We start from the raw sequence: 13,622 nt of genomic DNA on the forward strand, positions 1-13,622 counted from the left end.
ACTTATGCACGCATGTCGGGACTGGTCGTGGGCAATACCGGGAGATCCAATCGTAATCTATGACAAGGTAACGAAACTTGTCGTTCGAGGTGGGCCAAAATCGCCGCCAATCACTCGGATAACATGTTGCTGGATCGCCGCTGCACTGGCCTTCGCTGATTTCGAAGTAACGTCCAGATCCTTAGTAAAGGGGTGTTGGGGATCGAAGACCCGAGCTTTTCTGCTTCTCTGTCTGGAGGCTCTTGTGTCAATCGACTTTAGTTGCTCACGACGTGTGGGAGTGGAAACACGGCGCGCCAACTCGTCCTCATCGCAAAGCAATCTTATGGGAATGAGCGACGCCGAACTTTGCTGCGCCGCGCCGGCTACCTGTTCAAACGTGCGAATACTACCTTGATTACCTTCGACAAGGGCCTGCGTGAAGATGAAGCTTGCCGAAGTGGGGCTGTAGGCCACAATCGCGTCCAGAACTACCTGTCGGATTCTTCCAGTGTATTCCGATATCCCGTTCGGGAGGGGCGTAATTCCGTCATCGTCCAGGAGGCGGAATATCGGATTGTTGAACCAATGGTTATCGATGACTTTTGCAGAAACGAGGGTGCTTAGTTCATTTGCAATTGTCAGCTTCCCGACGCCAGGGAAGCCCATTAGCAAAACGAAAACGCGCATATTAGCATCAGCCTCATAACGGTGTTCCACGACAACAATAGGTAATTTCAAGAGCACCGCAATCTCGTCCGCGCCATCAAACATGCCCCAGTTACAATTTTTTGGCCGCAGCTAGAACGGAAGCATCTCACAGCCCCGATTGAACAATTGGACACTGAAAATAGGCAGTGGTGACCTAACCCGGGCTCCGTCTCATTGCGGCTGAGCAGAGACAACCTACGCAGATCGTAGCGGTGCGGCGGCGCTCACCAAACAGCAGACCCAGCGCGGCCTGAATTCTGGTCGCATGGATCACGCTCAGTTGACGTACAGTGCCTTGACCGATTGCAATCTGGGCGCGATCGCAGCAACGTCGGCGGCTGCAGTCCAGTATGACTTGACCGCAGGCTCGTTGAATTCGAAAAGCTTTGATCGTCGCGCGCAGCGTCGCCAATCCAGCGCGATTGCGACACATGAAGCACCAACTTTTGGCCAATAGAGCCACTTTCTCTGCGCCCCTGCGAGGCAGCATCTCGGTCGGAACAAAGATCTATCTAAGCCGTTGAAATGATGGAAACTACAACAACGGATGAGCAGCAATGGAAAACTTGTTCACGCGCTTCGCCAACACGATTGCCCATTGGGCTGGGAAGCCTGTTATCTTCGTCGCGGCCGTGCTTTTAATTGCTGCGTGGGCTGTAAGCGGGCCCTTTTTCGGGTTCTCCGAAAACTGGCAGCTTGTTATCAATACGGGCACTACCATCATTACGTTTCTGATGGTGTTCGTACTGCAGAACACGCAAAATCGCGACAATGAAGCAATTCAAGCGAAGCTAGATGAACTCATTCTCACGAGCCAAAATGCTGAGAACCGGTTCATAGGTATCGAGAAAAAAGCAGAGCGGGAAATCAGCGATGTAATTGCCGAGGTTGAAACTGCAGCTTGCCGATCCGCCTCCTAATGATGGCGGAAGGAAGCGCCGGGTAGCCGGCCAATGGTTCAGGCGCTCGTCATTTGCAGGCTGGTCTCTCATAACGCGATGGCCGTTGCGTCGACCATCTGAATATAGAACCAGCGGCCCAAGTTAAACGTCCGCGCCGGACCCTCGTCTAACGATTTGCGGGGCGATGCTTCGCCCGCAGTTTCGGCACCATCTCGGCAGATGCCCCCTACTGAAGATCGACACCAGGGCGCTGGTCGTTCCCCTCATCGCTGATTTTATGAAAGTGCTCGGAAAAGACGCGCGTTCATGTGCTTGCCCGGTTCCGCGCATGATGAACTGAAAGGTAAGACATCTATTACCGTTGCCGGGGCACTTGACCAAATGGACGTGCCATTCGTGGTCGGGTGGACTTGGACTTACGCGCCTTCGAGCATTGGAGCGGGTGACCTCGAGGGGACAAGCGTCCCGACGACCCGCTCGAGGCGCCCTTATTCAACGAGGGAAACACGCGTAAATAAGAGAGCCTGTTCGTCTCCGCCCGAAACGCTTTGCACGCGATTGTTCTCGCCAATCGTCAGATTTAGCTGTATATTTAGGTATTGCTGATATTGCTGCGGCCTTCTTAGCCACAGAACTTCCAAAGAAGGCCGCTCTTTTTCACGTGTCCCGGCGGGGAGTCGGCTACGCTCTCACGTAGCTCGCCATCAGCTTCAGCGCAGCCTGATCGTGAATGCCGCTTTGAAAAAGGCTGACCAGCCGTGCGAGCGCGATTGCTTCTTCGCCATTAACCGCGAGGTCCCTTTCCTGAACCATTTCCCGAAAGACGAGGTTTATTTTCTCGAAATCGTCAGGCGTTACCATCTCTGTGCGAGATCCAACCGCTTTGCTCATACCCTAATCCCAGCCGGCCCAGGGCTGAATAGGCCGACGTTAGCCACTTCGAGTATGCGCCGGCGGAGGCGGGATTCAACTGTGAAACTGCGGGGGAGATCCAGACGGTCTTTGGGGTAGAGGGTAGCCAGACCGTCCGGACTCCGCGTTGGGTTGCCCACATTCGCCAACGCTTATGCAATTAAAACGCGGGTCAGAGGGCATTGTTCCGTTTGCTAATGTATGGTGACTGTGGTGGGCGAGGCGTCCCCTAATGGGTTATGGCTAAAGTATCCGCCCACGGTTTTCGACCAAGGCCTGCTTTACAACGGCATTGAAGGTGTTGCGAGGCCAGCCGCACAAGCTGTGCGCCCCGATCAGCCTCGTATGCCATTTGAGCCCATGCCCGAGCGTGTCGAGCCCTGACTCGCTGTGTCTGCCAAAAGGGTTCCGGACGCTGGCGATTAGGCATTCGAAATCAAGTGGAATGGATACCACCTGCGCGACACATATCGAAGCGTATCGCGCATCCTTACGCGTGGCGGCCATGACCTGACGAGAGACGGCGGCGAAGGGCACTCGCCCCCACGACCATGATCCTCGACGGCGAGGCCGTCGTACTCGATGGGACCGGCCGCTCGAACTTCGGGGCTACAGGGGCGCTGCGCGGCCGTGGAACTGGCTGGGCTAGACATTCTCGAGGCGTGGATACGGAGCCTGCCTCTATCATCTGCTGCCATGGCGGCAGGCTGATTTAGACACTGTCGGCCCTGCAGCGCTCGGTAACATCAGCCGGTGAGGCAATAGGGTGCAATTTCTCATTTCGCCTCACACCTCACTCCAGGATCGTCGTCGCGAGCTCAAAAAATAGGCCCCCGGGGCAGGGGCCTTGGAGAGATGTACATTCGTGGGCGTTTGCATAACTCCCCTGCGGGTTAAATGTTCCGCCGCCGCTGCGAGCGTCTGTCCTTCGCTGGCATCCGCGTTGCCAGGCATGACGCATGCTAATCAATAGAGTGTCGTTTGAATAAGCGGTAATCGAAAGATGCGATGTCTGGATATGGCTACACAGCCTTGGTTTGCGCCCCGCTCAAAGAAGGAACAAACGCACATTCTCATCAGTTGAAGGACAATAGACGCATAGGAAAAAAAGGCGTTGGATCGGATCGCTCGCATGGAAGCACCGCCACTTGAGAGAAAGCTCGCAGCCATTCTGGCGGCCGATGTTGAGGGATATTCCCGGCTGATGAACGCCGATGAAGAACAGACGCTGGCGACGCTGACGTCGCATCGCGCTGTCGTTGATGGGCTCATTGAAAAAGCTCACGGTCAAATATTCGGAACGGCTGGCGACAGTGTATTGGCTGAGTTTCCCTCGATCCTCCATGCCTTCAATTGTGCTGTAGCCATTCAGCAAGCGATGTGGCGCGCCAACCAAGATCTCGCAGACGATCGAAAGATGAATTTTCGCATCGGAATAAACATAGGCGACGTTCTGGTGAAAGACGGCGACATCTTCGGCGACGGCGTCAATATCGCCGCCCGCCTGGAGAGCCTCGCGGACGTGGGCGGTATCTGCGTTACAAGGGGTGTACGCGATCACCTGCGTGATCGCGTCGATGCTACCTTCGAGGATATGGGAGAACACCGGATCAAAAACATTGCCCGCCCTCTCCGCATCTTTCGCGTTATATTCGACCGGCAAGGAGAGCCAAGTTTTAATTGGGAGCCGCTTCCCCCAGAGACGCCGGAGGGCTTCTCTTCCGTTGAACAAGCATTCTCCCAGGACAATGACAGCAATGATGAGGCGCGCAGCGTAGAGATCGCCTTTTGGGCATCGGTGCAGGAGAGTGATGATCCAGCCGAGTATCTTCTTTATCTGCAGCGGTTCCCGAACGGCCAGTTCGCTGAACTGGCAAGCGCTCGCGTCGAACAGGGTGGATCTGGGGAACCCGACCCCGGTATCGAAGTCTCCTTCTGGGAAACCGTGCGCGACAGTGGCAATGCGGAAATGATCAAAGCTTATTTGACCAAATATCCGCGTGGCCAATTCATCGATCTCGCCAAGATTATGCTGGCTGAAACGCAGCGAAATTCATAGCGACTCAGAACTTCAACCTCGAGGCGGCAAATGCGTCTTGTCCTCGAGGTTGCCGAATGCTGCAAGGCGGACATCGACCACGTCGCGTCCAGTTCGAATAACGGTGGCGACCGCTGGCCGGCTCAGGAACGGGAAAACGGGAACGAAGACACGTCCGACGCGTTAAATCCCAGGGAGTTTGCATCCTCGATTATTGTGATCGATGGCGACAGGACACTCCCAGGAGGTTTCAAATGGATATCACCACCTTGCTCATCATTGTTCTCATTGTTCTCGTCCTAACCGGTGGCTTTTACGGACGCGGGCGCTGGTATTAAGGCTTTGCGACGAAGGTTGTTGAAACCTAGTGCAGCGAGGCGGCATGCGGAAGAAACCGCTGAGCGGGGTAGGCCGCGTTTCAGTTCCGTTCGGCCAGGATCTTCTGCATTCGGGCTAATTTGCTTTCTGCAATCTCAAGTCGCTGAAGCAAAACGTTCGGTCGTTCGACGCCGTCGTCTTGAGGAAAATCGCCGATGATTTCCATTGGGTGAGCATCCAATACGGTGCAGACTTGAATGAGAGTTGGCACCGAGATGCGGTTCGTGCCGCGCTCATACTTCTGAAGCTGCTGGAACGTCAGGCCAACAGCAGAAGCGACCCTCTGCTGGGAAAGCCCCCGTGTCTGACGAACTGCTCTGAGCCGCTCACCGATCTGCTGGGACAACCCCATTGACGTTTCGGTCAATATCTTACCCACGTGCGCGCCCTCCCTTGGGACCCGGCCCATATGATAGCATACATCTTGGCCCGCAACTCATAGTTCTGCAGGAATGCCACCGAGGCTCGCAATGATCGGCAACGGGGCGGCCATATCTTTGAGTTTAACTACGCCTGCCATTTCCGGTCGAGGTTTGCTGTAATCAGCTCTGTCGTTCAAAGGTAGTTGAGGGTATCCGCCTTGGCCAACCCGATCAACCGCTCGTGGAAGTCGACCGGAGAAACTGGCACACGACAGTCCGAGGCTGCGCGGCGGCAATCAAGGTGAGACGTATTGACGGCGGCCTGGCGCAAAAGCGGGGAATGCGCCCGAGGGCCTGGACGGCGATATTGACGAGCGCGGCACCGTGCTCAAAAAACGAGAGAATCTGAGCGCTGGCAGCTGCTGGCAAGGAAATCGGCGGTTGTGTCGGCCGACTTCTTCAATCTTCCGAAAGCGGTTGACCCGGAATCAGGGATCCGATGCCCTTGGCGCTTCGTACTCGCTCTATGCGCTTCGCATTATGCACGACGGTCCGCTAACGGATCATGCCTGGCTACATCAGCCAGAACCTTAAGACTATCGCCTTCCAGCTGTTGGCACAGCGTTTCGTAATCCTCTAACATCTTTGGATCTGGCTTGCGCTGCCCGCGCACCTCATCGCGGCTCAAAACCGCGATACCGTAAGCTTCCATCAGATCATTAAAAGCTGGAAAGTTGGCGTCGGAAATCTGCTTGCTATGTTGCGGCCACCGGATCATCAGGCGGGCTCGCCCAACGTTCTGGAAATCCATCATCTGCTCCCTAATGGAACGCAAGAGACCGTCGCGTTGCTTGGCCGGAGCCTGGTGCGTTCGACATCGTGTGGGCGAACTAGACATAGAAATGCCCCGCCAAGGCGGGGCAGGTCAAGGATCACCAATCCTGACGTCCATACCAATTGTCTATGTCTTGGCGGACCCGGTCTTTTTCGAGACCGTAGCGTTCTTGAATCTTGCCCTCAAGCTGGTCGCGCTTGCCGGCGATTTGATCAAGGTCGTCATCGGTCAACTTGCCCCACTGTTCTTTTACCTTTCCCTTAAACTGTTTCCAATTCCCCTCGACGCGATCCCAGTCCATTTGTGGTTCCTCCAGTTGCTGCACGATTGGAAAACGCTTGCTTTCGGTTTTTGTTCGCACGGGTCGGCAAATAAACATCAGGACTGTGCGACGGATGCATTCGTTCATGGACCGACAGCGCCCGATCTTGCCCAGCAATCGCGGCAGCCTTGTTCGACGCCCGGCCAAATTTGAGTTGGTTCTCGAAGTCGCTGCTCGATGCCATTGAATGTCGGAAGCGACGTGACACGGCAGGGGCGCTCGGCTGCGCTCATCGTGTGCCAACGGCAACGACGCCGATGCGCGCAGTTGCGTCGCTCTGCCAAGAAGCAACTCTGCGAACTGGCCAGAGGAACAAACACCGCACTCGAGAATTGCCATCTGAGAACGTGGAGTTATTCGGTGGCGGAACGCTCTCCTGAAGAAATTGAGAAACGGCGAACACGGCGTGCGGAGCGTAGGCAAAAGCAGCGGAGTGCCAATGTCGAGCGCGCGAAGAAAATGCATTCGGCCCGTCTTGCCAGGGAGGGTAATGCCGGCTCTGATTCCGTTCAGCCCCCATTGAACGGCCTCCATATCGGTTGCTCCGGCTGGTATTACTGGCACTGGAAAGGGAAGCTTTATCCGGCGGATGCACCTTCGAAAGAATGGTTCTCCATTTACGCTCAGGAATTCGACACGGTCGAGCTCAACGCGCCGTTCTATTCCTGGCCCACACTTGCGACAGTCAGGACCTGGCTGCGCCAAGCGAATCCCAAGTTCATTTACACGGTAAAGGTCTGCGAGCTCATCACCCACGTAAAGCGGTTTGATGATACCCGCATCTTAATTGCGGACTTCGCTTACATTGCCGATCTGCTCGGCCCACAGATGGGCTGCTTTCTTTTTCAGCTGCCTCCCAGCATTCGCTACTCCCCCGAGATGTTACGCACCATTATTGATCAGCTCGATCCTCGGCAGAGAAACGTTCTGGAATTCCGCCACAAGAGCTGGTGGAACGCCGAGGTTTTCAGCGCTTTCCGAAACGCGGGGATTATCTTTTGCTCCTGCAGCGGCCCTCGATTGCCCGAGGAGCTCGTGCAAACCACCAATGATATTTATATACGCTTTCATGGAGTCAAGCAGTGGTACCGACATGACTATAGTGACGCTGAACTGGCGGTATGGGCAGAACGCATCCGACAAAGCAACGCGAAAACTGTTTGGGCCTATTTCAACAACGATCGCGATGGCCACGCTATCAAGAATGCAAAGCGGCTATTGCAGCTGCTGTGGTCATAGACGAGACCCGGTTGACGCTGGCGCCTGCCGTGCACTGGAATAGAGATATCTCAATGGAAATCGGCGGGGCACTCAGGCTAGGCGTGCCGCGCCAATTCTCATCTTGCTCAGTGATGGGTATGCTGCTCGTTGCGCTTGCGGGTCGCAGCCGCTTTTTAGCGGACGCTGAACGCGCTTCCTTTGATCTTGCAGCCGAGGCTTTGCCGCCTTTTCTACCGCCCTTCTCTGACGAGGCATGACTTTCCTCGTGACCGCGACCAGAACCGGACTTGTTGCCGCCACCACTTTCCTTGTTGACAGTAGCCCAGGCCCGCCGCTCCGCTTCGTCCTTCGAAACACCGCGGTCCTCATAGCCTTCTTCGATATGCTCAGCCTTGCGCTTTTGCTTGTCGGTATAAGCGGATTTGTCGCCGCGAGGCATCAGATTTCTCCTTTTCCGGTTTCGTTCTTTTCCTCGAACTGCGAACGGCCGTTAAGGTTCCCTCTCGCCGTCCTCCGAACATGTTACCTATTGGCCGGGTTGGGGAAGCGCAGTTAGCTACGATTTCCAGTTTTTGGACTGGCTTATTACGAGCATCAATGTGTCGAGTCTTGATCGCATTGGCCCGAACCGCTCGTAAAGTTCGTGCGCACGCCCAATGCCCAGATCGTAGACGGCAGCGAACTCGTGGAGGGTATAGATGTCGCGAGCCTGCGGCAAAGCTGATGTATCCGTCTGAGCTATCGTTCTCATTCCCGAAGAACACCGAAGACGGATGGAAGTTCCACTGGTTCGGCTCGTAGAAATCAGGGCATACCCGGTGGGATCGCTTACTTTCAGCCGCCGCGTCGATCCCGTTCTTGCCTGCGGATGGCAGATTGGTACCGGCGGCGGCTTGCTGTCCGCGCAAGAATCCATTTAAGTGTGCTTTCCCCAAAGAGCAACCAGAGGAGGCGGCCCAATGCTTAAATCAAACAAAACAACAGCGCTCGCTGGTTCCGAGCTAGGCTCTTTGCACTAGGCTTCTCAAAGCGAGCACATCATCTGCACCGCGTATTTGGCAAAGCCCCGAAACCGAGGCTGACGGCTGCGCGTGTTCAATCCTCTCGATATCTTGGCGCTGTTGTAGGCGCCGCAGAGAAAGTGCTTTCATGCAAGACTCTAACCCTATTCAAGTCACAACCTCGATCGTCACCGTTGAAAGGATCAAGCCGGAAGATCACACCTGCGTGCTGGCCTTACAGCCGCATTCTCACCAACTTTCCTATGTGGCAAGCAACGCCGCTTCGTTGGAAGAAGCCAACGAAAACCCCGCTTGCACGTCGTTCGTCATCCGGGCACATGGTGAGCCGGTCGGGTTTGCCATGCACGCCCTGGATGAAGACGACGGCAATTACTGGGTCTATCGCCTCATGATCGACGCGCGTTTTCAGGGTATGGGATACGGCCGTGCTGCCCTGTCCAGAATCATCCAAAAGCTCGCGGAGTTGCCTGACTGCTCATGCATTGTTCTCGGTGTAAAACCCGAAAACGAGCGCGCACGTCGTCTCTACGAGAACGCCGGTTTTCAGATCACCGGGGATGGCTTGGGCGAGCATATGCTCGCCCCGCGAGAGAACGCTTCCAATTGGCCAGATCCTTAGAGTTGGTTGATCTCCCTGTCCCTTGGATAGCCCACGGCTTTATCTCGTTGGCGCGTATAGGTGTCGTATCGTGGAAGGATGTCCGACAGCTGGAACCAGGGAAACTTCATGCACCAGTATCCATGCGCGCGAGGCTCAAATCTCACAGGATTGTCCATAAACCCATTCGTCAGCCAAATCTCATCTTTGAGTCCGTCGTCTGCATACGAGATGGACGTCCCGCAATCGGCGCAAAACGATCTCTCAACGCCAGGTGTTTTGGAGAAGGTGGTGGGAACACCGCTGGCGAACCTAACCTGGTGCCGCCGATACCCAATCCAAACGGCTAGCGGACTTCCAATTGCTTTTCTACAATCGTCATCGTGGTCGTAGTTTATCCGACATGGCTCGCCCACAATCTCGGCGGTGATCATAATCACGCCAAGAACCGTGACGCCGACCGCTGCCAAACCGTTTCTGTTGGCGGGCCACGCATAGCCATGGCCAAGGCGCCATGTTCAGGAAGCTAAGCGTCACCGGCAGCACAGCAGTAAGCGAGACCGCGAGGCGCCAGCGCCGTACGGAATCGCGAACCTCGCCGAGCTGTTAGTGCTGTCAGAAGCTTAAGAAAGTTACGCTGGCTACTAGATGGTTCAAAGCGGGTTTACGTTCTCCGCCTTCGACTTTCCGGTCTTTCGGTCCTGACCCAGTTCATAGCTGACTTTCTGGCCTTCACGCAGCAGGTCGCCCGTTGCGAGCGCCGAAACATGCACGAAAACATCCGTGCCGCCGTTGTCAGGCGCGATGAAACCAAATCCTTTGTCTTGATTGAAAAATTTAACAGTACCGGTTGGCATGAAATGTCCTTTTGAATGGTTCAACTTGCTCGGTACAATCTTACCGCTGAAGGAGGAAGGCGGCAATGCTGCTACTACCCTGGTGCAACAATCACGGTTTGATTCCCATAACAGGGCGGTACGATCTCTGAAGAAGGGTTGCTCGGTCTCGAGTTGTCTTTGTCAAGCCGCCGCCTTCAGAAAAGAGCTGTATTTTCATAAAATTACCATTCCCGTTTTCACCGGATTGGAGGATCGGAGGGCTAGGAAAGGTCAGTGACACTATCTTGGGAAAGAACCAACTATGCAACCGACCCATGATGTGGCTGTCTGCGTAGACGAAGCCATGGGGTGGCTCGCTCAAAGGCTGACAACACTGCTCCACGCGAATTACGGCGGTAAAACGATCTTCGACATGCTGGTCATTGAGGCGACCCCCTGTTTCCCTGCGCTGAAGCAAGCAGATATACGTTGTGTGGTCCACTACCTCATCGAGGACCGCCTCGACCGCCTTATCGCGTCAAATCGCTGTTCGCCGCTCAAGTTCGGGGCCAGAATCATTCCGTTCCCGCCCACACGTGAGCGAAATCACCGGAGTACAGGCTAAAATCTGAGCGTAGCAAGGAGGGCAGGTCATCTTCTGGTGCGTACGCACCACCGCCTGGGCTTCCTGTGGGGCCTGCCTCAACATAACTCCAACACTCACATGGCGATTGTTCGTATGTTCTAAGCGCGTTGGCTAGTGGCCCGAGTTGGCGGGGACTCCAAGTTCCTTCATTTTCCGGTCGAGTTCAGCTTTTTGGGGACCGAATTTGACGAAGATCTCACGGGCGGCGAGCGGTGTCAGGTGATAGGCAGCGATGAACTCTTCCAGATCGTAGCGATCGGACCAGGGACCGACGAGCTTGCTATTTTGATGGCTGGTATTATCACCTCGCATCATGGGTCTCCCAATTCGGGCGCACTCGGAATCGGCAGACAATCCGCTCTTCATCCTAAGCGCGGTTAGCCTTCAATCACGGTGAGAAAACGTCCTAGCAAAGGCTGAGACCAGAGTGCGCGATTTGATTACCTTCGTTAACACAGATAATCGTACATAGTTCCGATATTGCTAATATAAACGCCCAGCTCGCTCAGATTGCTGCGTTGTGCCCAGACAATGGACGCTCCAGGCCCTAGTGAATTGATCCGAGCTCTTTTGGGACTTCCCACGTTACCGACGTTCGGGTCTTCAGGATGCTGACTGCTTCATCTGGCCACTCGAACCTGGCCGATCACAAGCGCTTGTAGGGGATTGTTGACGACCGCTACAGCCTAGAAACACGTCAGACGGGCCTATCGGGCTGGCCACCCTGATGCGTTGCACGGCGGCCAGCGGCTCAATATCCTCGAGGGCCTTTTTGCATGCTCACAAAACGCCGCGACGGGCGCCCTTCCACGACCGGGTGGAGGTTTTTGCGCAGTCGCAATACTCCATTGTCGCGCTAATTCGAGATGCGTCGCCGGCCTCATGCTCGTTGCCGCCCGTCGGCCCATATTCCGCGACGAAGCGCGGGCAGGCAGGCAAGATATAACGTGGCGCCTGCAACCCACGCCCATCCATTCCACGTTGAGGTCGAGGCCGCGTAGATCGATGTGAAGATTAAGGGTCCAACGATCGAGGTCAGGCTCGTCAAGGCGCGAGCGATCCTTGAAGCTGTCCCTGATGCTCCCCGTCTACTTGCTTTGACAACATGGCCTGAAGCGCGGGCATTCCTATTCCCCCGGCAGCGAGCAGGATCATGATCGGGAACACCATCCACCCTCGTGTGGTCATAGCGAGCAGGATGTAGCCTATGCCGTCAGCAAATACAGAGACCATGAACGCCCGTCTTTCGCCGAAACGAGCAACGAAGGGGCCGGTAATCGTAACCTGCGCGATTGAATGAATAGTCCCGAATACCGCAAGCGAAACGCCAATCATCGTCGCATCCCAGTGAAAACGATCCTCGCTGAAGATGACCCAAAGCGCGGCGGGCACTTGTCCGACGAGTTGCGCCACGAAGAACACGGCCATGAGGGCAGTAACTGCCCTCATGCCTCGCGCCCAGCGAAAGCAGGTGAGCGGATTAAGAGACTTCAAGCGAATCGGCCGGCGTTTGGCTGTATGGGATTCTGGCAACAGGAAGCAGCCCATCAGGAAGTTGAGCCCGTTCAGGGCTGCCGCTGTGAAGAACGGCGCATGCGGGGAGACGCCTCCCATCAATCCGCCTAACACAGGTCCCGCGATCATACCGATCCCGAAGCAGGCGCTCATAAAGCCGAAGTGCCGCGCGCGCTCATCCCCATCGGTGATGTCGGCAATGTAGGCTCCGGCCACAGCGCCGGTTGCGCCGGTGATGCCAGATAAGATGCGTCCGATGTAGAGAATCCACAGGACCGGTGCCATAGCCATGAAGGTGTAATCGATTGTTGCTCCGGCAAGTGAGACGAGCAACACAGGACGGCGGCCGAAACGATCCGACAGAGCGCCAAGTAGGGGTGCCCAGGTAAATTGCATCACTGCGTAGAGCGCTAGGAGAATGCCATAATGGGCGGCAACCGCACTTGATTGGCAGACATGGCGCAGAAGACCCGGCAACACGGGCATAATCAGGCCGACGCCGGCAGCATCGAGCGCAACGGTGCCCAATATGATGGCAAGGGCTTTATTGGATTTCATGTCGGGATTTCCGGGCCGCGGCCTCGATCGAAGGGAAATTATTTATCAATGATAAGGATTTGCAAAGTAATTTATCGATGATAAGGAGTCAAGCATGACAAAATTGCGGAAGGACGCGATAATCCGTACTGCCCTTGATCTCCTAAACGAGGTCGGCGTCGACAACCTTACGACACGGAAGCTGGCGGAGCGCCTGGGCGTTCAGCAGCCCGCGCTCTACTGGCACTTCAAGAATAAGCGCGCACTGCTCGACGCGCTGTCCGACGCCATGTTGGCAGAAAATCACGCACACTCGGCGCCGAAGGAGAAAGACGACTGGCGTTCGTTCTTGGTTGGCAACGCACGTAGCTTCCGGCTGGCGCTACTGGCTTATCGCGACGGCGCGCGCATTCATGCCGGCACCCGGCCAAGCGCGCCGCTATTGGGAGCGGCCGAGGCGCAACTTCGCCTCCTGTGCGACGCCGGCTTCTCGGCCAGCGATGCGGCCCATGCCTTGATAACGATCAGTTACTTCACCGTTGGGGCGGTTTTGGAGCAACAGGCCAGGGAGAAGGACGATGGCGAGCGTGACGGCGTCATCAGTTCGATGGCGATGTATCCGCTGCTTCGGTCAGCGATAGACATCCTCGACGAGGCAGGCCCTGACGCAGCGTTCGATCATGGCCTGGCAGTGATTCTGGATGGATTGGAGGAAAAATCCCTGCCGCCGGGGAATAAGAACGTTCACCGATGATCGGGCCGGAAGTTCGCGCAACGCCCAAGTGCATAATCTGTCGAACGGAAATTGGTGCGGAACGCCACCGGC

General features: G+C 55.7%; 13 protein-coding genes and 2 pseudogenes. 5 read left to right on the top strand and 10 right to left on the bottom strand.

Translation table 11 applies throughout. The features are described from left to right. Positions 1-57: 57 nt before the first annotated feature. Positions 58-669 carry a chloramphenicol phosphotransferase gene (locus ASD00_RS05495; RefSeq protein WP_057205580.1) on the bottom strand — a complete coding sequence of 204 codons (612 nt, stop codon included), beginning with the start codon at positions 667-669 and terminating at the stop codon, positions 58-60. A 578-nt stretch (positions 670-1,247) separates the two neighbouring features. Between ASD00_RS05495 and ASD00_RS05500 the strand changes: the two genes are divergently transcribed. Next, entirely contained in the window at positions 1,248-1,610 is a 363-nt protein-coding gene (locus ASD00_RS05500) for a low affinity iron permease family protein (protein ID WP_057205278.1), read from the top strand. A 663-nt stretch (positions 1,611-2,273) separates the two neighbouring features. On the opposite strand, the gene ASD00_RS05505 is transcribed toward ASD00_RS05500, so the two are convergent. After that, positions 2,274-2,483, bottom strand: coding sequence for a hypothetical protein (locus tag ASD00_RS05505; protein WP_156585467.1), 210 nt, complete (start codon positions 2,481-2,483; stop codon positions 2,274-2,276). A 1,153-nt stretch (positions 2,484-3,636) separates the two neighbouring features. Between ASD00_RS05505 and ASD00_RS05510 the strand changes: the two genes are divergently transcribed. Continuing rightward, positions 3,637-4,563: an adenylate/guanylate cyclase domain-containing protein gene (locus ASD00_RS05510; protein ID WP_057205283.1), complete on the top strand. Its 927-nt coding sequence runs from the start codon at positions 3,637-3,639 to the stop codon at positions 4,561-4,563. A gap of 397 nt (positions 4,564-4,960) precedes the next feature. On the opposite strand, the gene ASD00_RS05515 is transcribed toward ASD00_RS05510, so the two are convergent. The 3 genes from ASD00_RS05515 to ASD00_RS05525 form a co-directional block, all read right to left on the bottom strand. Further along, positions 4,961-5,299 (bottom strand): helix-turn-helix transcriptional regulator, encoded by a 339-nt coding sequence (locus ASD00_RS05515; RefSeq protein WP_200951434.1) that lies wholly within the window; start codon positions 5,297-5,299, stop codon positions 4,961-4,963. Positions 5,300-5,820: 521 nt separating this feature from the next. Beyond that, positions 5,821-6,093 carry a hypothetical protein gene (locus tag ASD00_RS05520; RefSeq protein WP_057205288.1) on the bottom strand — a complete coding sequence of 91 codons (273 nt, stop codon included), beginning with the start codon at positions 6,091-6,093 and terminating at the stop codon, positions 5,821-5,823. Positions 6,094-6,214: 121 nt separating this feature from the next. Next, positions 6,215-6,418: a CsbD family protein gene (locus ASD00_RS05525; protein WP_057205291.1), complete on the bottom strand. Its 204-nt coding sequence runs from the start codon at positions 6,416-6,418 to the stop codon at positions 6,215-6,217. Between the two features lie 381 nt (positions 6,419-6,799). On the opposite strand from ASD00_RS05525, the gene ASD00_RS05530 reads away from it, so the two are divergent. After that, positions 6,800-7,678 (top strand): DUF72 domain-containing protein, encoded by an 879-nt coding sequence (locus ASD00_RS05530; RefSeq protein WP_057205293.1) that lies wholly within the window; start codon positions 6,800-6,802, stop codon positions 7,676-7,678. A 107-nt stretch (positions 7,679-7,785) separates the two neighbouring features. On the opposite strand, the pseudogene ASD00_RS38360 reads toward ASD00_RS05530, so the two are convergent. Further along, positions 7,786-8,099: pseudogene (locus tag ASD00_RS38360) on the bottom strand (plasmid stabilization protein). Between the two features lie 710 nt (positions 8,100-8,809). Between ASD00_RS38360 and ASD00_RS05545 the strand changes: the two are divergent. After that, a complete protein-coding gene (locus ASD00_RS05545; RefSeq protein ID WP_057205303.1) occupies positions 8,810-9,301 on the top strand; it encodes a GNAT family N-acetyltransferase in 492 nt (163 codons plus the stop codon). Here the strand turns inward: ASD00_RS05545 and ASD00_RS05550 are convergent. From ASD00_RS05550 to tet, 4 genes and pseudogenes are all read right to left on the bottom strand, one after another. Further along, on the bottom strand, positions 9,298-9,714 hold the full coding sequence (locus ASD00_RS05550) for a GFA family protein (protein ID WP_057205582.1): 417 nt from the start codon (positions 9,712-9,714) through the stop codon (positions 9,298-9,300). The two genes, ASD00_RS05545 and ASD00_RS05550, sit on opposite strands and share 4 nt — an antisense overlap. A gap of 219 nt (positions 9,715-9,933) precedes the next feature. Further along, entirely contained in the window at positions 9,934-10,137 is a 204-nt protein-coding gene (locus ASD00_RS05555) for a cold-shock protein (protein WP_057205306.1), read from the bottom strand. Between the two features lie 718 nt (positions 10,138-10,855). After that, on the bottom strand, positions 10,856-11,056 hold the full coding sequence (locus ASD00_RS05565) for a hypothetical protein (RefSeq protein WP_057205314.1): 201 nt from the start codon (positions 11,054-11,056) through the stop codon (positions 10,856-10,858). Positions 11,057-11,624: 568 nt separating this feature from the next. Further along, a pseudogene (tet, locus tag ASD00_RS05570) lies at positions 11,625-12,817 on the bottom strand (Tet(A)/Tet(B)/Tet(C) family tetracycline efflux MFS transporter). Positions 12,818-12,911: 94 nt separating this feature from the next. Here tet and tetR point away from each other — a divergent pair. Next, on the top strand, positions 12,912-13,550 hold the full coding sequence (tetR, locus tag ASD00_RS05575) for a tetracycline resistance transcriptional repressor TetR (protein ID WP_057205317.1): 639 nt from the start codon (positions 12,912-12,914) through the stop codon (positions 13,548-13,550). Positions 13,551-13,622: the final 72 nt, after the last annotated feature.

Origin of the sequence: Ensifer sp. Root31 (genome assembly GCF_001424825.1) — a bacterium.
Classification (GTDB): domain Bacteria; phylum Pseudomonadota; class Alphaproteobacteria; order Rhizobiales; family Rhizobiaceae; genus Ensifer; species Ensifer canadensis.

Coding starts and splice junctions, on each gene's coding strand:
- ASD00_RS05565 (WP_057205314.1), bottom strand. CDS start 11,056: ATGCGAGGTGATAATACCAGCCATCAAAATAGCAAGCTCGTCGGTCCC.
- ASD00_RS05500 (WP_057205278.1), top strand. CDS start 1,248: ATGGAAAACTTGTTCACGCGCTTCGCCAACACGATTGCCCATTGGGCT.
- ASD00_RS05510 (WP_057205283.1), top strand. CDS start 3,637: ATGGAAGCACCGCCACTTGAGAGAAAGCTCGCAGCCATTCTGGCGGCC.
- ASD00_RS05520 (WP_057205288.1), bottom strand. CDS start 6,093: ATGGATTTCCAGAACGTTGGGCGAGCCCGCCTGATGATCCGGTGGCCG.
- ASD00_RS05505 (WP_156585467.1), bottom strand. CDS start 2,483: ATGAGCAAAGCGGTTGGATCTCGCACAGAGATGGTAACGCCTGACGAT.
- ASD00_RS05545 (WP_057205303.1), top strand. CDS start 8,810: ATGCAAGACTCTAACCCTATTCAAGTCACAACCTCGATCGTCACCGTT.
- ASD00_RS05525 (WP_057205291.1), bottom strand. CDS start 6,418: ATGGACTGGGATCGCGTCGAGGGGAATTGGAAACAGTTTAAGGGAAAG.
- ASD00_RS05495 (WP_057205580.1), bottom strand. CDS start 669: ATGCGCGTTTTCGTTTTGCTAATGGGCTTCCCTGGCGTCGGGAAGCTG.
- tetR (WP_057205317.1), top strand. CDS start 12,912: ATGACAAAATTGCGGAAGGACGCGATAATCCGTACTGCCCTTGATCTC.
- ASD00_RS05550 (WP_057205582.1), bottom strand. CDS start 9,714: ATGATCACCGCCGAGATTGTGGGCGAGCCATGTCGGATAAACTACGAC.
- ASD00_RS05555 (WP_057205306.1), bottom strand. CDS start 10,137: ATGCCAACCGGTACTGTTAAATTTTTCAATCAAGACAAAGGATTTGGT.